This window comes from Leptospira broomii serovar Hurstbridge str. 5399 (assembly GCF_000243715.2).
GTDB classification, from domain to species: Bacteria; Spirochaetota; Leptospiria; order Leptospirales; family Leptospiraceae; genus Leptospira_B; species Leptospira_B broomii.
In genome coordinates, this window is record NZ_AHMO02000011.1 from 115,438 (window position 1) to 133,805 (window position 18,368).

At 43.6% G+C, this 18,368-nt stretch carries 15 protein-coding genes and 1 tRNA gene; 5 read left to right on the forward strand and 11 right to left on the reverse strand.

The window, feature by feature from the left end:
• Window positions 1-99 precede the first annotated feature (99 nt).
• Genes LEP1GSC050_RS17980 through LEP1GSC050_RS17990 form a run of 3 tightly spaced genes read right to left on the reverse strand, consistent with a single transcriptional unit; the run spans window position 100 to window position 3,526 of the window.
• Window positions 100-429: an STAS domain-containing protein gene (locus tag LEP1GSC050_RS17980; RefSeq protein WP_016547953.1), complete on the reverse strand. Its 330-nt coding sequence runs from the start codon at window positions 427-429 to the stop codon at window positions 100-102.
• Between the two features lie 16 nt (window positions 430-445).
• Complete coding sequence (locus tag LEP1GSC050_RS17985) at window positions 446-3,211, reverse strand: SpoIIE family protein phosphatase (protein ID WP_010569742.1); 2,766 nt, start codon at window positions 3,209-3,211, stop codon at window positions 446-448.
• Window positions 3,212-3,220: 9 nt separating this feature from the next.
• Window positions 3,221-3,526: a hypothetical protein gene (locus LEP1GSC050_RS17990; RefSeq protein WP_010569743.1), complete on the reverse strand. Its 306-nt coding sequence runs from the start codon at window positions 3,524-3,526 to the stop codon at window positions 3,221-3,223.
• A 61-nt stretch (window positions 3,527-3,587) separates the two neighbouring features.
• On the opposite strand from LEP1GSC050_RS17990, the gene LEP1GSC050_RS17995 reads away from it, so the two are divergent.
• The 4 genes from LEP1GSC050_RS17995 to LEP1GSC050_RS18010 all read left to right on the forward strand — a co-directional run bounded on the left by LEP1GSC050_RS17995 (window position 3,588) and on the right by LEP1GSC050_RS18010 (window position 8,316).
• Window positions 3,588-3,660 (forward strand) — tRNA-Ala (locus tag LEP1GSC050_RS17995).
• A 65-nt stretch (window positions 3,661-3,725) separates the two neighbouring features.
• Window positions 3,726-4,412 (forward strand): hypothetical protein, encoded by a 687-nt coding sequence (locus LEP1GSC050_RS21165; RefSeq protein ID WP_020987907.1) that lies wholly within the window; start codon window positions 3,726-3,728, stop codon window positions 4,410-4,412.
• 6 nt (window positions 4,413-4,418) lie between these two features.
• On the forward strand, window positions 4,419-4,955 hold the full coding sequence (def, locus tag LEP1GSC050_RS18005) for a peptide deformylase (RefSeq protein ID WP_010569746.1): 537 nt from the start codon (window positions 4,419-4,421) through the stop codon (window positions 4,953-4,955).
• A 37-nt stretch (window positions 4,956-4,992) separates the two neighbouring features.
• Window positions 4,993-8,316: an efflux RND transporter permease subunit gene (locus LEP1GSC050_RS18010; RefSeq protein ID WP_010569747.1), complete on the forward strand. Its 3,324-nt coding sequence runs from the start codon at window positions 4,993-4,995 to the stop codon at window positions 8,314-8,316.
• A gap of 241 nt (window positions 8,317-8,557) precedes the next feature.
• Here LEP1GSC050_RS18010 and LEP1GSC050_RS18020 read toward each other — a convergent pair whose 3' ends face one another.
• Together LEP1GSC050_RS18020 and tyrS are read right to left on the reverse strand one after the other, a co-directional pair.
• A complete protein-coding gene (locus LEP1GSC050_RS18020) occupies window positions 8,558-9,754 on the reverse strand; it encodes a polysaccharide deacetylase family protein (RefSeq protein ID WP_010569749.1) in 1,197 nt (398 codons plus the stop codon).
• Window positions 9,755-9,769: 15 nt separating this feature from the next.
• Window positions 9,770-10,987: a tyrosine--tRNA ligase gene (tyrS, locus tag LEP1GSC050_RS18025; protein ID WP_010569750.1), complete on the reverse strand. Its 1,218-nt coding sequence runs from the start codon at window positions 10,985-10,987 to the stop codon at window positions 9,770-9,772.
• An 84-nt stretch (window positions 10,988-11,071) separates the two neighbouring features.
• On the opposite strand from tyrS, the gene LEP1GSC050_RS18030 reads away from it, so the two are divergent.
• On the forward strand, window positions 11,072-12,691 hold the full coding sequence (locus tag LEP1GSC050_RS18030; protein WP_010569751.1) for a glycerol-3-phosphate dehydrogenase/oxidase: 1,620 nt from the start codon (window positions 11,072-11,074) through the stop codon (window positions 12,689-12,691).
• A 101-nt stretch (window positions 12,692-12,792) separates the two neighbouring features.
• Here LEP1GSC050_RS18030 and rpoD read toward each other — a convergent pair whose 3' ends face one another.
• The 6 genes from rpoD to LEP1GSC050_RS18060 form a co-directional block, all read right to left on the reverse strand.
• Window positions 12,793-14,562, reverse strand: coding sequence for an RNA polymerase sigma factor RpoD (gene rpoD, locus LEP1GSC050_RS18035; RefSeq protein WP_010569752.1), 1,770 nt, complete (start codon window positions 14,560-14,562; stop codon window positions 12,793-12,795).
• A 13-nt stretch (window positions 14,563-14,575) separates the two neighbouring features.
• Window positions 14,576-16,363, reverse strand: coding sequence for a DNA primase (gene dnaG / locus LEP1GSC050_RS18040; RefSeq protein WP_010569753.1), 1,788 nt, complete (start codon window positions 16,361-16,363; stop codon window positions 14,576-14,578).
• An 11-nt stretch (window positions 16,364-16,374) separates the two neighbouring features.
• Window positions 16,375-16,824 (reverse strand): GatB/YqeY domain-containing protein, encoded by a 450-nt coding sequence (locus LEP1GSC050_RS18045; RefSeq protein WP_010569754.1) that lies wholly within the window; start codon window positions 16,822-16,824, stop codon window positions 16,375-16,377.
• A gap of 41 nt (window positions 16,825-16,865) precedes the next feature.
• Window positions 16,866-17,075 (reverse strand): 30S ribosomal protein S21, encoded by a 210-nt coding sequence (gene rpsU, locus LEP1GSC050_RS20730; RefSeq protein WP_010569755.1) that lies wholly within the window; start codon window positions 17,073-17,075, stop codon window positions 16,866-16,868.
• Window positions 17,076-17,477: 402 nt separating this feature from the next.
• Entirely contained in the window at window positions 17,478-17,693 is a 216-nt protein-coding gene (locus LEP1GSC050_RS18055) for a hypothetical protein (protein ID WP_010569756.1), read from the reverse strand.
• 106 nt (window positions 17,694-17,799) lie between these two features.
• Window positions 17,800-18,240 carry a hypothetical protein gene (locus tag LEP1GSC050_RS18060; RefSeq protein ID WP_408605414.1) on the reverse strand — a complete coding sequence of 147 codons (441 nt, stop codon included), beginning with the start codon at window positions 18,238-18,240 and terminating at the stop codon, window positions 17,800-17,802.
• Between the last annotated feature and the right edge of the window lie 128 nt (window positions 18,241-18,368).

Sequence of the window (18,368 nt, forward strand, 5' to 3'; positions counted from 1 at the left end):
AAGCGGAAAATAAAGGAAAGAACTCCTACGTGCTCGGTAAGCACTGCGTTGTTCCTTTTAGATCCTTTAATTTTGAAGTGAGACGAGCTAAGTATCGGGTTATTGTAAGGATGAATCCACCGTATCGTAGATTTTGAAAAGGGAATCCATATCGATAATTTCGAAAACTTTGCGAACTGCGGGTCTCAAGGCGGCCAATTTAAGCTGAATTTCCCTTTCTTTGCAAACGCGAAGAGAAGCGACAATGACTCTTAACCCTGCGGAAGAAACGAATTCAACATTCGACATATCGAGAACGATATTCGATTCTTTGGCTTTATTAATATGCTCCATAAACGCTTGTTCGATCTTATGGGTGTTATGGACATCCATATTCCCGATCAGATGGACGACCCGCGAATTCCCTTTTATTTCTACCGTAAGCTCCATTCTTTCCAACCGCCGTTTAGCGAAAGTTTTTTCTGAGAGTAAGAACATTCCTACCCTCTTCGATTCGGTAATCGACCGAATCCATCAATTTTTCAATCAGGTAAACCCCAAAACCGCCTTTCCTTTTTCCGGAAAGGTTTTCCTCGATGGACGGATCCTTAACCCGAGTTCGATCGAAACCCGTGCCGGAATCTGTCAGGACGATCGTGATAGAATCCTCAGTGAAGCGTATTTTACAATCGAATTTCGGATTCCTTAGAAGGGTATCCTTATATCCGTGCATTACTATATTTGTTCCGGCTTCGTCGCAAGCAAGTAGGATATCGTCGCGGAAAGCCTCGTCCAAATTGCGAACTTTGATGGTGTCGTAAATGAATTCCCTAAATACCGGAATTTGCGCCGTATTTGCGTCAAAGGTCCTATAAAATTGATAATCGTTGTTGAATTTCAAAACAAGAACGGTAAAATCGTCGAACGGTTCTTTTGATCCGGAAAATTTGCGGATCTCCTCATATAATTCTTCTACGATCTTTTGAGAAGATAAATGTCTTCGGCTGCGAATTTCTTCGATCATCCGTTCCAATCCGAACTCGAATCCCTGAGCGTCCTTCTCTTCCACTGCCCCGTCCGTGTACAGGACGACGATATCTCCCGGTTTTACCCTAAAATTGCCTCCTCGGTATTTTGCCGTGGGAATAACTCCCAGCGGAGGACCCTGCCCCTTAATCAATTCGTAAGATCCGTCCTCTTTGATCCATACTTGGTCGTTGTGACCAGCGGATGCATATTCGACCGTAAAGATGGACGGGTTATAATGAATGAAAAACGCGGTTACGAACATTCCGAAATGAGAATCCTCGAAAATAAGTTCATTCCCTTGGCGCAAAATTTCTTCGGGGGTTAAATCGTGATTTCTGGCCAGCGTTCGAATGATCGAAGAACTCATCGCCATGAATAAGGCTGCAGGTAAACTCTTTCCCGACACATCGGCCACTAAAAAAGAATATTGTCCGTCGCTGTATTGATAGTAGTCGTAAAAATCTCCCGACACGTCTTTTGCAGGAACGGAAAGGATCCCCAGATCGAAGTTGGAGAGGAATACTTTTTCGGATGGAAGAATGTTCTGTTGGATTTTTCTAGTGATATCGATTTCTTGTTGAATGACTTTCTTAGCCAGCATTTCGTTCCTAAGTCGAAATGCCTCGAACCCCTTCGTCACCTGAGAAGCCATTGTTTGTAAAAGTTTGAAATCGGAATCCCGATAAGAAAGCTTGTCCCTCCGATCCGCGACCGTCAAAGCTCCGTAAGGTTCTCCGCTAGACAAGAATAACGGAACGATAATATAGGAGCCTCGTAAATAGGTCCGATCCAGCGAGTGAGGAAAAGGATGATCCAGAATATCCCGTTTCAGGATGGGCAGTCCTTCTTTTATGCTGGAATGAATCTGAGAGCCTTCAATCGTCGTTTCGGGAATTCGATCGATTCGTTCGGTTTCTCCGTCGAAATAAGCACAATTGATGTATCCGTCTTTAGTGAGACTATAAACAAATGTACCCGAGATGGACGCATCCAATTCTCGATTTACTAGCCTAATCGTTTTTCGAACCAAACTTAAACGGTTTCGAGATTGAGTTACAGCATGAGAAAGTTCGAATAAAGATTCAAGCTCGGATACTTTTTTTCGCAAGTCTCTGTTAGCAAGTTCTAGATTCTGCAACAGCCCGGTTTTTTGAATCGCAAGAGCCGATGTCCCCGAAAAGCTTAAGAACAATTCCAAATCTTCGTCGTTAAAAGATTCCCGGTCGACCGTATTGATCGCTTCAATAACGCCGATCACCTCGTCGTTTGCGACTAGAGGGGCCGCCATTATATTTCGAGTCGTAAATTGTGAGGCGCGATCCACTTCTTTATAAACTCGATCGTCGTTTTGAGCGTCATTAATGATCATCGGCTTACTTTCGCGTACGACCATACCTGCGATGCCCTTGCCGATCGGTACTTTCATTTTAGTAACGGCCTCGCTCTTTTCGCCCAAAACTGTATGAAAATATAGATATTCTTTCGTTTCATCCAATAGTAAAACGCTGCAAGCTTCCGTACGAAATACGGTCTTGGAGGAGAGCATAATCGCTTCTAACAGTTGAGAGAGATCCAGAGAAGAATTGATCAGCCCCGAAACTCGGATCACTTCGGTTAGTAGAAAATCGAATCTTTCGGATTGCCGCTTGGCTTGTGCTGCCTCTAGCACTAATTGAGTAGTCGCTAGTAAGGATAGAGTTACTAGAGAAGAATCTCCTGAAACATAGGATTCTTTTAGGAGTCTTCCGATCGTTTTGCACGTCGTTCGCAATAATTCAAAATCGGTCTTTGCAAATCGATCCGCAGTTTGCATTCCTCTAAGAACCAAGACCGCGTAAACTGCGCCTTTTGGAAGGGATGATCCTGTTTCATCGATTTTTAATTTGCAGATAATGATCGGGGAATTCGAGTGATGCTTTGTCCAGGGAGGAATCTTTCCTCTCTCAAGTAATAGATCTTTTCCGGATGCGGAAAATGCCCAATCTCCCGCTTCTACTAATTCTTTCGTGGATTCTCCTGAAACTAGTCTAAGTTCTCCGGGATTTACTTTAGAAAATACCGCTCCTGCTTCCGCGTGAGTCAAGCTCATTGATTCACGCAAAAAGCTGTCGAAAATCGCGGAGACTCCTTCCCCTTCCTCTAAAGAGAGGGAGCCGTCGGGACGGCTGCGAAGCAGAGTCTCCTGTTTCTTAATCTGGGTCAATGGTGAAATTTAAGATTGAAACTTAAGAGATTCTTCCCGAAGTTTCTTGTTAGCAAGTTCCAACTCTTTGATTCGATTCATTGCAGAAATGAGTTCATCTCTAGAAAGATTTGTAACGACCGAGGTTGCGTCAAACGCCTCCCTTACGTCTTTCAATTCTTGTCCGGAATATTGAATAATCGTTTCGTACATTCTTATAATTTCATCAGCGTTTTCTAATTCCTGTTCGTTCAGTCGCAGGACTTTTTCGTAGCCCTTGATAATGTCGTTCTGGATTTTTATTTTTTTCTTTAGTTCCTCTATGGATTCGCTCATCCACATGCTCCTAACAATTATCTATTGACAGTACGACCTCTCATGGGATCGTGGGGCCCGAGGGGACGTAGCTCAGTTGGGAGAGCGTTTGAATGGCATTCAAAAGGTCGGGGGTTCGATTCCCCTCGTCTCCAGCGCCTTCCCAATTCTCCTATAACTACTTACGTTTCACAATCACTGTCAATATCTTTTGAGACCGATGAACGATAACCATTGGAGTTTTACTAGTAAAGGAACCCCTAAAGGAGAAGAAATTCTCTGGATCAGGGACAGTTGGAATCTGTCTTTTTCTTCGAAAGAGCCGAATTCACCCGATGGTTCTTACTTAACTTTTGCCGTTCCCCCTAAGAATTCGGGAACGGAGACTTTCGACGAGCTATTTGCGTACGTCTCCTCCAGAAAACGAAAAGTAAATTTAGTTGCGGAAGGTTTCTCTGCGAGATTTGCATGGGAACTCGCATTAAAAAAAAAGGAATCGATTCAATCTCTTTTTTTACTCTTTCCAAACCCTAGTCCGATCTCCGGATTCGCTCTGCCGATTTTGGAGAAGGCAGATTGGATTCTAAAAAATCTAAGCCTTCTGCCGCGATTTATAACCAACCCGTTTTCACTGGATAAAATTCTTTCTCAGTTTGATAAGAACGATGTCTATGAATTCGAAGTTTCCATGTTTTTGGGAATTCTACTACCCAGAACCGTCGGGCAACTTTCAGCTCAGGCGGAACCTCTCTCTCGGCTGTCTAAGAGGACTCAAATTTATCGTTGGGAGACCAGAAATCCTAGATTTTCCGAACCGGACATGCATAAGTTGAATAAAATCCTGGAGTTGTTCTGGAATAATAGTGGGCAAAAACGGTCTAAGTCTAGGATTAAGACTAAATTCTAAATTCATATGTCCATTCGTAAAATTCTTAAGATAGGCGATCCAATACTTCGTAAAATTAGCGAGCCGGTGCATCCTGACGAACTACAAACCAAGGAGTTTAAAAAGCTCGTTAAAGATATGTTCGATACGATGCGACATGCGGAGGGAGTCGGTCTGGCGGCTCCTCAGATCGGTATTCTTAAACAAATGGTCGTCGTGGGTACGGATCCAAAGGAAGATTATCCCGAAAGTTCCCGTGTTCCGGAGCGAGTGATTCTGAATCCGGAGATTACCCCTTTGGTCGAATCAGTCGATGGGAATTGGGAAGGGTGCCTTTCCGTTCCCGGAATGAGGGGCTTTGTGGAAAGGCCGAATAAAATTCGAGTCATATGGATGGATGAAAAAGGAAACCGGCACGAAGAAGTGTTGCAAGGCTATGAAGCCATCGTTTTCCAGCATGAGTGTGACCATTTAAAGGGCGTTTTGTACGTAGATCGTTTAAAAAGTACCAAACTTTTCGGTTTTAACGATTCTATGGAATTGACAGGTCCGATCCTAGACTGATCATTCGTCTTTCAAGCCAACCTAGACGGGGTTCTCCATGAAAACTATTCTAGAATATTTTCTATCGAAGAGTATCTTCGTCAATCTTCTCACATTCCTTATCATCATGTTCGGCGGATTGACCGCCGTTTTGATGAACCGGGAAGCATTTCCTAATATCAATTTCGATATTGTTTCAATTTCTACTTTGTATCCGGGGGCTTCCCCTCAAGAAGTCGAGAAATTGGTCACAAATCCTTTGGAAAAAGCGATCAAGGAAGTGGACGGAATCAAAGAATATAGATCCACTTCGATCGAGGGCAGGTCCGGCATTGTCGTCACTCTCGATCCGGATGCAAAGGATTCTCAGAAAGTCGTAGACGATATTAAATCCGCAATCGACCGAGTGGAGGATACACCGGAGGATGCGGAAGATCCGATTGTAACAGAGATCACGACTGCGAGAACTCCGGTTATCGAAGTATCCGTAACTTTGAAAAACGACGACGGTTCCGTAGAATCCGAGAAGAAATTAAAAGCCCATGCAAAAATCGTAGAGCAATCCCTGCTCGATATTTCTGGAGTAGCCAAAGTCGTACGTCGCGGATGGAGAGACACCGAAATGCAGGTGGATCTGAATCCTAGCGGTTTGAATAGCCGTTATTTGACCGGCCAAGACGTAATAAATGCATTACGAAATCGAAATGTGAATGTACCTGGAGGAAATGTAACCGGTTCCGAAAATGAAATCATTCTTCGAACGGTGGGAGAATTCGATACCCCGGACGAGATCTCCAGAGTGCATGTCAGAGGTAACGAGATCGGATATGCGATTCGAGTTCAGGACGTATCTAAAGTAACGGAAGGGTTGAAAGAAGCCGATTATTTGGAAAATGTGAACGGGAAAAAAACCGTCGCATTGACGGTTCTAAAACGACAAAGCTCGGATGCGATCAAGGTCGTGGACGACGTGAAGAATACCGTCGAAAAATTCCGGCAAAGCAATAAAGAATTCGAATATGCCTTCGTAAACGATTTATCCAAGTACATTCGCCGTCGATTGAACGTACTTATATCGAACGCAGGTTTCGGAATGGTTTTAGTCACGGCTTCCCTTTTCTTCTTTTTAGGCTGGAGAGTCGCATTAATGACTGCACTCGGAATTCCTGTCTCTTTCGGCGCGACGTTCATCTTGATGAATTATTTCGGACTAACCTTGAATTTGATTTCGATGTTCGGTTTAGTGTTGGTCGTCGGAATACTCGTCGATGACGCCATTATTATTTGTGAGAACGTTTACAGGTATATAGAAGAGGGTCTTCCCCCGTACGAAGCTACGTTAAAGGGTACCTTGGAAGTGGTTTCCCCGGTTACAGCAACGGTTACTACGACTATCGCCGCATTTGCACCGATGTTATTCATGTCGGGAATCTTCGGAAAATTCGTTTATAGTATCCCTTTAGTCGTAATCATCGCACTTTGCGCCTCCCTTTCCGAAGCGTTTTTTATTTTGCCCAATCACTTATACGATATTAATAAGAGACATGTTAAAACGGGTGAAATCAAAGGAGAATCGGGCTGGTTCGCTAGATTTCGTAATACGAAATATATTCCTGTTTTAAAGTTTTCACTCGCCCACCCTTGGGCCATGACTTTCGGAATCGTCGGGCTTCTAATAGTAAGTTTTATCGTTCTTGCAAATTATCCGCGATTTAAATTATTCCCCGGTTCGGTAGATCAGTTTTACGTTAAAATCACAGCCAAGACTGGAGCCAGCTTGTCGGAAACGTATCGTTACCTAAAGGTGATCGAAAAGGAAATCGCGAAAATTCCTCCTGAAGATTTAGAAAATTTTGCTACAAGAGTCGGGATCATTCAGGCAAATCCGAACGATCCATTCACAAAACGTGGAAAACATTTTGGAATGACGATGGCCTACCTAACTGCGGAAGAGAATCGTAAAAAATGCCATAAGACGGACGATATCATAAGGCGATTGCGAAAAAAGACTCTCTGGCTCCTGAACGACGAATCCCGTAAAATCGAAGAAGGACGGATCAAAAAAGAATCTGCTGATAAGAAGGATGAATGCGATGTCGATGAGCCGGCGGTGATTCCCGAAGAATTCGCCTCCTTACGTGGAAAGTTAGTCGCCCTTGAATACGAAAAGCTTTCCGGAGGACCCCCCGTCGGAAAACCGATCGCGATCGAAATTCGCGGCGACGAATATGATACTCTTTCGAAAATCGCAGCCGAATACAAAGAAGTCTTGGGAAAAGTGAACGGGGTCACCGATATCGCCGATGATTTTAACGAAGGAAAAGACGAGGTTCGGATCAAGGTAAGCGAATCCCTTGCCTCGACTGCAGGCGTTTCAGTGAGTCGAGTTGCGCAGGCTATCAATACCGCCTTTCAAGGAACAGTCGCTACGAAGATCAAGCGTACCGACGAGGAGGTGGAGGTAAAGGTCCGCTTTCCCGAATCCTATCGTCAATCCGTTGGCAGCTTGAATCATGTATATGTTTCGAATTTGCAAGGAAAAATGATCCCCGTTTCAAGGCTCATCACGATACAAAAAAATCCGGGCTTCTCCAATATCAATCATTTGGATGGGAAACGAGTTATGACCGTTTCCGCAAATCTAGCTTCCGGTAAAAATACGAATCCGAGTAAGGCCAACTCGGAGAGTAAGAAATTGGCTGATGCCCGTAAGATTCTGGAAAAGTATCCGGGATATACAGTACGTTTCGGAGGAGAGAATAAGGATACGGACGATTCGTTTAAATCTTTGGGACTCGCTTTTGCAGCTGCCTTTCTGATTATTTATATCATACTCGCTTCCTTATTCGGGTCTTTATTGCAGCCTTTGGTCGTAGTAAGTGCGATTCCATTTTCGTTTATCGGAGTCATCCTTGCTTTCGTTTCTCACGGAGAATATTTCGGGTTCTTGGCATTTCTCGGAATCGTTGGTCTTTCCGGAGTCGTAGTTAACGATTCGATCGTGCTCGTGGATTTTGCTAACTCTCTCCGGAAGAATAACCCAAACAAAGATATTATAGAAGTTCTTCTGGAAACTGGAAATTTACGACTTCGAGCTGTCATTTTAACTACGGTAACGACCGTTCTGGGATTACTTCCCACTGCGTACGGAATCGGAGGATTCGATCCATTTTTGGTTCCAATGGCTTTGGCATTTGGCTGGGGACTAGCTTTTGCGAGCTTAGTCACGTTAGTCATGGTTCCGGTATTTTATCTGCATTTATATCGGTACCAGACTTGGTTTAGCGGTCTGTCGGATCGAATTTGGAGTGCAAAACCGAAATCGATAACGTATTCATTCGAATCTTCCCCGATCCCTCAAAAGCAAAAGAAGAAAAAATAGAGGGTTTCTATAAAACTTTCTCGAAGTAACTATTTTTCCAGTTTCATTTCGTGGGTTCTCTTTCTCCCCAACGATGAGAATATCGGTAGGAAGCGATTCCGGGGCATTATCTATTCCATGTAATCGCAATCTCAGTAGAAAACATATTTTAATAGTCATTCGCCTTTCCTACAATGCATAAATACATACTAGAAAAGGGTATAGAGAAACTCGTCGCCGGCTCGGTCTTACTTGGTAACGCTTAATCTTGCCGATCGTTTAATATTTCCGGAACTGTGACGAATTTATAGCCTTTATCCAGCATCGCTTGGATAAAATCGGGCAAAATATAGATTAATTTCTCTGTCTGTCTAGGCGATCCTAAATGCATCAGTATGATTGCACCGTTCATTCCGTTCTTGTCGGATTGCTCCCAGCGATAAAGAAAATCCAGCATCTCTTGTTTGGTTTTATAATGCGGATTTTGAATTAGTTTTGTTTTTCCGTTGGAATCCTTTCTCGCGACGTATTTCTTATAAACGAAATCGGGAACATCCAGCGACCCTACGGAATTATTGCTCCAGAAAATGTGATTTTCATATCCGTAGTTCGCATACGTATCCAGCAGAATTGGATCGACTGCTCCGTACGGTAGACGATAGTATTTCGTCAACTCGGCTCCGGTTAGAATCCGAAACTTTTCTTCGACTGTTCTCATTTCTTCGAGTAAATCGTTGAGATCGGGAATTTCATCGTTCACGTAGCTGAGCAAGGCTCGTTTTCGCAGCGAAGGTTCCCTTAAACTACGCGGGAGATTATAGTGGCTCCATGTATGGTTTCCAAACACTACCCTTCCCTTTAAGGCGACGAGTTTTTTTAAGTAATGAATGTTCGTTTTGGAAAAAAGAGAACCGCCTTTCTTTGCGGGATTTTCGTTCGAGACGAATAATGTAACTTTAATCGGAAAACGACTCATAAACTCATAGAGAATTTGTAAATCTTCTCCCGTGCCTAGATCGAAAGTAAGAGCAATTTCTTTGAATTTTACGTTCCCTCGAGTGATATTCTTTCCGATTCCTTTCGTCGGTAGGGATTGATTTAGAATTTGGAGATTTTTTTCCACTTCTTCGTGTAAATCCCCTTCGGGAACGTCGTCAAGTAACGAGGATTTAAATCGTAAAACCTCCTCTTCTCTCTGTTGTTCGTCTAGGCGAAGACTCGTAATGTCTTCGGAAAGAACCGAGATGACTTTATTCTGTTTTTCGACGGTAGTTTGGAGCGAGTCGAGTCTGCGCGCCAAAGCAAAAACTGTCGTAACGATCAAAATTAAAAAGAAAAGTCCGGAAGACGCTAATCTTATCGTACGAAATTTCCTCTCCAAAACTTCGGACTGAATTCCAGTGTCTTGGATTTCCTTAATCGTTTTTGAAAGAACAGACGATTCTTCTTCGCTAAGCATAGATATATTGTCCGATTAACTGATCAGACGGAGGAATTTTCCCTTTTTCCCTTGTCGAATCAAGTACTCTCTGCCCCGTGCCAGAGTAAATTTCTCGTCCCCGAGTTTCTCCTCATTGACATAAATTCCTCCTGACTTAATAATTCTTCTTCCTTCGGAAACGGAGGGAATAAAGCTTAACTTGGCTAGAACCCAAACTAATTGGGGCGTTTCCGATTCCGAAAAAAATTCCTGCCCAAGTTCTGTGACCGTAATATCTTCGGGAATCGCTCTGGATTTAGGATTGTGGATCTTGTTCCATTCCTCGATCGCTTCAGAATTCCTTTCTGCAGGAGAAAATTGATCCATAATCAATTTCGCCAATTCGGTTTTTACTTCTTTCGGATGCAGATTTCCGGATTCCATCCCTTTCTTTCTTTCGGAAACTTGATCCAGGGGGAGATCCGTCAGCAATTCGTAATAATTCCACATAAGATCGTCGGATATGGACATCAATTTCCCGAACATATCTATCGGTTCTTCAGTAATTCCTACATAGTTTCCGAGAGATTTGGACATTTTTTTTACGCCGTCCAATCCGACTAATAACGGAACGGTCAATACGCATTGCGGCTCCTTACCGTATTCACGCTGTAAGTCGCGTCCCACTAGAAGATTGAATTTTTGATCGGTTCCCCCCAGCTCCACATCGGATTCCATTTCTACCGAGTCATAACCCTGAACTAACGGATATAAAAATTCTATTAGGGAAATGGACTGGCCGGATTTGTATCTCTTGCTAAAATCATCTCTCTCCAATAATCGGGCCACACTGTATTTGGAGGATAAGACGAGAACGTTTTCAAAGTTCATCCCGGAACACCAGGAAGAGTTATAGACTATCTTAGTTTTATCCTTGTTCAACACCTTAAACACCTGGTTTTGGTAGGTTTTGGAATTTTCCAACACCTCTTCTCGCGAAAGACGTTTTCTAGTTTCGGATTTTCCGGTAGGATCTCCGATCATTGCCGTAAAATCGCCCAATAGAAAATGAACCTCGTGTCCTAGCTCCTGAAAGTGACGCATTTTTCTAAGAAGGACGAAATGCCCTAGGTGAAGATCGGGAGCAGTCGGATCGAAGCCCGCCTTGATTTTGAGAGTTTTTTTCTTGTTCAGCTTAGCGAGAAGTTCGTCTTCGCTAATCACATCTACGCAACCGCGTCTGATGATTTCGATTTGTTTCTTTGCTTCCATGTAGTCCGAGTTCGTTCTTGTTTAGGAAATCTATTTGCAAATTCGCAGGCGGAAACCACCCTGTAAAGCAGGAAGACGTTACGTATGCAAAAACAAGACCGTAAAACTAAATTTCGGAGCCTCTCCGAGACCGAATTCGATGTTCTCATTTTAGGCGGAGGAGCGACTGGAGCCGGAGCGGCTCTGGATGCAAGTCTGCGAGGTCTCAAAGTTGGTTTGATCGAGAAGGCTGACTTTGCTTCGGGAACTTCTTCCCGATCCACTAAACTTATCCATGGAGGAGTGCGCTATTTAGCGCAATTCCATTTCAAATTAATCCATGAAGCCTTAACAGAAAGGCAAAGACTTTTGGAAAATGCTCCCCATCTTGTAAAACCGCTGCCGTTTGTCTTACCTACTTATAAATTCTACGAAAAACCCTACTATAGTATCGGAATGACCATGTATGATATCTTAGCTTGGAGAGGAAAACTTCCGTCTCACAAGCGCATTTCCAAAGAGGAGGTGCTAACTGACTTTCCGTCTCTCAAGAAGGAACATCTGGTTGGAGGCATTCTATATTATGACTCTCAATTTAACGATTCTCGCTTAAACGTTTTACTCGCGCGCTCGGCGCAAAAGGAAGGAGCGGTCGTCCTCAATCGCGCCGAATTACTCTCATTTAAGAAGAAAGACGGTAAGATTGTCGGAGCGAAAGTCAAGGATTGTATCTCCGAGCAAACGGTGGATGTCAAAGCTAAGATAGTCGTGAACGCGACCGGTCCTTGGGTGGATGATATTCGATTAAAGGACGATCCTCGGACGTACAGAGTATTATCTCCAAGTCAAGGGATTCATTTGGTTTTTAAAAAAGAAACGATTCCATGCAACACCGCATTAATTATCCCCAAAACCAAAGACGGTCGAGTCGTTTTTATGATTCCCTGGGAAGACCATGTGATTTTGGGAACTACCGACAGTCCGGTTCAGGACATATCCGAGGATCCGATGCCCTTGGAATCGGAAGTGGAATTTCTCTTAAATACGAGCTCGGATTATTTGGAGAGGCCCGTTTCTCGAAAGGATATCATTTCGGTTTACGCCGGTATTCGCCCTCTCATTTCGCCGGAAGGCAATCAAGATACCAAAAGTATCTCAAGAGAGGAGGTAATTTTAACTTCTCCATCCGGTTTGATTACGATGGGAGGCGGTAAATGGTCCACCTATCGAAAGATGGCGGAGGATTTAATTGATCGAGTCGTTCGGGAAGGGAATCTTTCCTCTAACAATGGTTGTAAAACGTACCAGTATAATTTCCCCGGGAAGTCAGGATTCTCGGAGCAATTATATCTGGAAATAGGTAAAACGTATAAAACGTCGGAACCAACTTCGAAGCGCCTACAAAATGCCTATGGTGGAGAAGTCTTTACTATTCTCGGAAAGAAACCGACTGCATTAGGGGCCGGATTGGAATTCTTTAAAGAAGAAGTAGAATGGTTTATTGCCGAAGAATTCGCGTTGACTGTCACGGACGTAATCGCCAGACGTTTTCGGGTTCAATTTGTGGATCTAAAGTTGGCCGGAAAATTGATCTCGCCGGTAGCGCAAATTTTGTCGAAATCCCTGGGTTGGAAAGAAGCAGAACGAAAAAAACAGGAGGAGTCTGCACGGACTCTGATTCAGTCGCTGGCGGCAAGCACCGCAACCGAACCGAAGGCTCGCTAAATAAAAAGGCGGAGGCAAATTCAACCTGCTTCCGCCTTTGATCTATCCGGAAATTTCGTTTCGCGATAGCGAAAAATCCGAACCTGAATTAAATCTAAAAATCAGTCTATATAATCTCTGAGTTTCTTAGAACGAGACGGATGTCGCAGACGACGCAATGCTTTTGCCTCGATTTGACGAATCCGTTCGCGGGTTACTTTAAACTGATAACCGACTTCCTCTAATGTTTGCGGATAACCGTCATCCAGACCGAAACGCATCCGTATGACTTTCTGTTCCCTAGCAGGAAGCGTATGTAAAACCTGACGAATCTGTTCGGCAAGAATACTGGATGCCGCCGAATTTACCGGAGATTCCACGTCTTTGTCTTCGATGAAATCGCCCAGCTCCGAATCTTCCTCGGATCCAACTGGGATTTCCAAAGAGATCGGCTCCCTCGCAACGTTTTTGACGGCCTTTACTTTTTGAACGGGCCAACCTAAACGTTCAGCGATCTCTTCGTTGGACGGATCTCTACCGAATTCCTGGACAAACAGTCGAGTCTCCCGTATCACTTTATTGACTTGCTCGATCATATGGACGGGGACGCGGATCGTTCTGGCCTGATCGGAAATCGCCCGCGTGATCGCTTGCCGAATCCACCAGGTTGCATAGGTGGAGAATTTATAACCTTTCTTATACTCGAACTTGTCGACCGCTTTGATTAATCCGATATTTCCTTCCTGGATCAAATCGAAGAAATGCATGCCGCGATTCGCATAACGTTTTGCGATCGAAACCACTAGTCGAAGGTTAGCTTTAACAAGTTCCTTTTTGGCCTGCGCGATTTCGCGCTCGCCCTTGATGATTTTCTCTCCCCAGTCCTTAATTTCCTGAACGGAAGACCCGGCCTCTTGCTCCATACGGCGGAGTTTTCTTTCATTGTTTCGAATGTCTTTAATGACTTCACGAACTTCGTCAATGGAAACTCCCATCATCTTTTCGATATCTTCGAGCTTTTCGTTCTTCTCGATGAAGCGATTGAACGCCTTGATATCCCTTACATCGTAACCGTACTGTGCCTTGATTTTTAAGAAATGACGATCTATCTCTTTAATCCTAAAAACCATCGATTTGATTTTCTGGGAGATTTTTTGAATTTCCTTTTGGGAAACTCCGAGCTCGCGGATCGCCGTATCGATGATTCCTTTGGATACGTCGATTTTTTCCTTAAATTCTTTGAACTTCTTGGAATTCTCAGAGTATTTGCGAATTCTAGATTGAGCTTCCTGAAGAACTTTTTCCTGTTCCTGGATAACGGAGATGTTTTTAAAGAAGAGCTCTTCTAATTTCTTCGCTTCTTCCGCATTCATCGCGTACATTTTATCTACGCGAACAAGATCATAGACCTTGGTTTTTTTGCTTCGAATCTTAGGTAGAAGTTTGATAAAGTTAGCGCGAAGTATCGATGACCCTAAGATCGTTTCTTCAATGATCTTTTCGCCCTTCTCGATTTTCTTTGCTAGAAAGACTTCCGTCTCGCCCGAGATCAGATTTACTTTTCCGATTTCCTTTAGATAGAGACGGATCGGATCTTCGGAGCCCCCTGCCGCCGATGCGGACTCTTTCTTTTTGCGAGCGGGTTTCGCGGGAACCATACTTGGGTCATCTTTTAAAACGACTGCCGAAGAAGGTTCTAAAGTTTTCCTGGTATACTCTTCTACGATTTCGATTCCCATCTCATGCAAAAGCGTGAAGACGTCGTCGATCTTTTCTGAGTTCAGGATTTTATCCGGAAGAATCTCGTTGATCTCGTCATAGGAAATTTCGCTGTTCGCCTTTCCTATCGCGATGATCTTCTGTACTTCGGGCATGCTTTGCAAATTTTCCATCATAGGGATTCCTCTATCGTATTGCCGAGCCGGCGTTGCGAATATGCTCTAAGAGCTTTTCCTTCTCGGTCTTGTAATATGCCAATTTAGTTAGTTTTTCCAGTTGGTCTAGGCTGGAATCTCGATCGAGCTCTCTCATTTTTTCGTCGATTACGAATACTTTTTGTTGCTCCAGTAAAAGTCCGAAAACTTTGGAGGCTTCTTCTAAACTCATTTCCGATTCGTCCAAAAGAAACGGTGCAATTGCTTCTTTGAATTCGTTCGGCACTTCGGAAGCTAAAATAGCTGCCGGAGAAATTTCTTCCTCGCTAACATACCGGGTATATAAAAAGTCCCAGAGGAACGCGCTTTTAGCGTCTAAGAATTCCATAGATGATAATTCTTCTGAAAAAGAAAAAAGTGCGTTCATTCGTACAAGAAGAGCTATCAATTTCCGTTCGCAATCTTCTGCGGGAGTTGGACCAGAAATTCGCACCCCCGGTCTACCTTTATTATCGGACCCGAGCGGGGTGAACTTGGCTCCCCCGCCCTTATAATCTCGTAAAACCGCATCCATACTGATGCCCAGTTTACGAGCCCCGAGGCCGAGGAAAAATTCCCTATCGGAATCGCGAGTTAATCCACGAAGGAAGCCGTAAAGATTATCTAAGGCCTTCCTTTTTTTCTCAGGTAGGGCCCGAGAATCGGTTTTTTCCAACAATTCGTCTACTACGAACGAGGAAGCGGGATGCGAAGTTTCGAGCAGTTTTTGTAATTCCTGGCGTCCGCTTTCTTTGGAGATATCGAAAGGATCTTTTCCCTCCGGAAGAAGTACGACGGAGCATTCCAGCCCTTCTTTTAGACAGAGTTCGGCAGCATGAAGTGCTCCTTTTCGACCTGCAGAGTCCCCATCCAGAACTAAAAGGAAACGATCGGCGAACTTTTTCATTGTTCGAATATGGTTTTCAGTGACTGCGGTTCCCATACAGGCAACCACGTTCTCGATTCCTTTCGAGACCAATCCGATTACATCCAAATACCCTTCTACTAAAATCGCAGTTCTGGATTTTTGAATGGATTCTTTTGCCTGGTATAGATGATAAAAAGTTCTACCCTTGTCAAAGATCGAGGACGCAGGACTATTCACGTATTTCGCCTCTTTTCCCGGTCCCAAAATCCGTCCCGAAAATGCGATGACTCTGCCGGAAAGATCTAGAACGGGGAACATGAGTCTTTCTCGGAAAAAATCATACGGTTCACGGCCTTTATCGGACTCTCGAATGAGTCCGACATCTAAAGCGGCTTTGATCTCTTCCTTTGAAGAAAATACTTTAGGAATTAAATTCTGGAATCCAGGAAGGGAGAATCCGATCTGAAAACTTTTTTGAACTTCTTCACCCAATCCTCTCGAATTTAAATAATCTCTAGCTGCAAGACCCATGGGGGAACGAAGATTTTCCAAGAAAAACTGCAAAGCCTTGCGATTTACTTTATAAAGTAGTTCCGTCTTTTCCTTTTCGTCCTTCCCTTTCTCCTGGATAGGTATCCCGGAATATTCGGAAAGAATTTCCTTTGCCCTTTGGAAATCTACGCGCTCGTAACTCATAACGAACTGGAAGATATCGCCGGAGGCTTTACATCCGAAGCAATGATAGAATTGCTTATCCGTTGAAACGTTGAATGACGGAGACTTTTCCTGATGGAAAGGGCAAAGCCCTACCATATTTTTTCCGCGTTTTTGAAGCGGCACAAATCGACTGATATAGCTTTCGATGGGAATTTCCCTGCGTACTCGGTCGATAAACTCCCTTTGGAACTGCAATGGTTGCCCGCTTAGGAGAGTTTGGACTTAACGATCGCAGAGACCTTTGATCCATCTATGTTCAACCCTTTAAACTCGGCCATGACTCTCCCCATGACTTTGCCTATATCTTTCGGACCTGTCGGTTTTAACTCGGCCACAATTTTATCCAGGACACCGAGGATCTGATCTTCAGATACTTCAGGAGGAAGATAGGATTTGAGAACTTCTGCTTCGGCTTTTTCCTTATCCGCTAAGTCGGATCGATTCGCCTTTTCATACATCTGAATCGCATCGGTTCTCTTTACATAGCTGCGCTTGATTAGAACAATAATCTGCTCGTCTGATAACTCTTGAGCACCGGTTTTCGTTAATTCGTACTGGATATCCGCCTTAAGAAGGCGGAGTGTGGACAGAAGAGGTTCTTGCTTTGACTTAATAGCCTCTTTCAGGTCGGTATTGATCTTTGCCTGTAGGGACATGTTCCTCCCCTTTTCACTGTCCGAAATCGCGCGAACGCGGATTAACCGCGATCCTTCCGCGAAAAGAGGCGCTTTTTCTTTTCGAGCTTGCGTTTTGCAGACTCAAGTGCCTTCTTCTTTTTGATACTTGGCTTTTCGTAGAATTCACGGCGTTTAATTTCGCTCATAATTCCTGCATTTGCACAATCCCTCTTAAAACGTTTGAGGGCAGATTCGATGGATTCTCCTTCCTTTACGATGACTCCTACCATTCGGTGGAATTCCTCCTGTTCGGATTTTTAGAAACCGGATCTGCGGATTTCGGCCTTATCTTGGCGGGAAAACCAACCCTGAAGGGACAGATTTCCCCGAGGTCCGGAAGCAGGGAATAAAAAGCCCTGATTTGCTATCTTCCTATTTTGAGGTTCCCTGTCAAGGGAATTTATCCCCAAATTTGATCATGGAGAGTTTATCTGTAATGGATCTTGGCCAAAGTTGGGGATAATTTTGACCAAGTGTGGTCAAAAAGAGCTTTTTTAAGATTACGAGATTGGGTGTGCCGTGGTGTAGAAGTTCCTACAATTCGTGCAAATCACTGCGGTTCGCCCGGAACCAGAATTCAAATTGGAGTTTTTAGTACTAGGGGACTTGTAGAAGTTCCTACAAGTATCCCCTCAAGCGGCAAAAAAATCTGCTTTCTGTATTTCGGAAATCTCGATCGTAGCTTCGATTCCGAAGGTTCCGTTTTTAATTACGATATCACCGTCCATTCTGCGGTTCTTATCTAATTCGATAATTGTTCCATCTTTCAATGTGAGAATAATATCAATTCCGCGATAGTTGATATAACGTTCCAAGGTAGCTCTAAACTTTTTCGCTCTATCTTCCATCTTTATCTCCCGTACGTTCCAATTTACGGTACAAACGTTCATTTTCAGAAGAGAGTTTTTTTAATGTAATAAGATTTTTGAAAGGCGGCCAAAACTAAAGCAGGAACTACCCTATCAAGGGGCGAAGCAATTTTTCATATACGGGCCGAAAAGAATCCAACGGTTCGGTGATTTCGAGGAAACGAATTTCGTAATCGATGATTAGATGGTTTACCTGGAAAATAACTTCATCAAATCTACTTTTTACGATATCCAATCGGCAATCAGGGCAAAAGGTCATAAAGGACCTGGAATTCAAAACATAGAGTTTGTCGTAGGGTCGCAAATGCGCCTGTATCACCGATTTTAAATCGGTCAGGATTTCGCCCGATTTTTGCTCTCCCAAAAGTCGAAAGTATTGGGAGAGATCTTGGAAATAAAAATGAGTCAAAACCATTTCGGTACTCAGTGAATTCTTTACGTCTCTGAGAAACTGGTTCGTAAATTCTTCGAAAACATCCGGAATTTGCGTTTTGGTTATAGGTGAATTCACGACTGCTATTAATATCGACCGAACAGGTTTGATTTTCACCCCTTTTTCTTTTTCAAAATCCCGATATCCTGCTAAATTTTTTCTGATTACCCCTTCCCGATTCAAAGTTATAGCCGATTCTCACCTACAAATCCGGCTTGTCT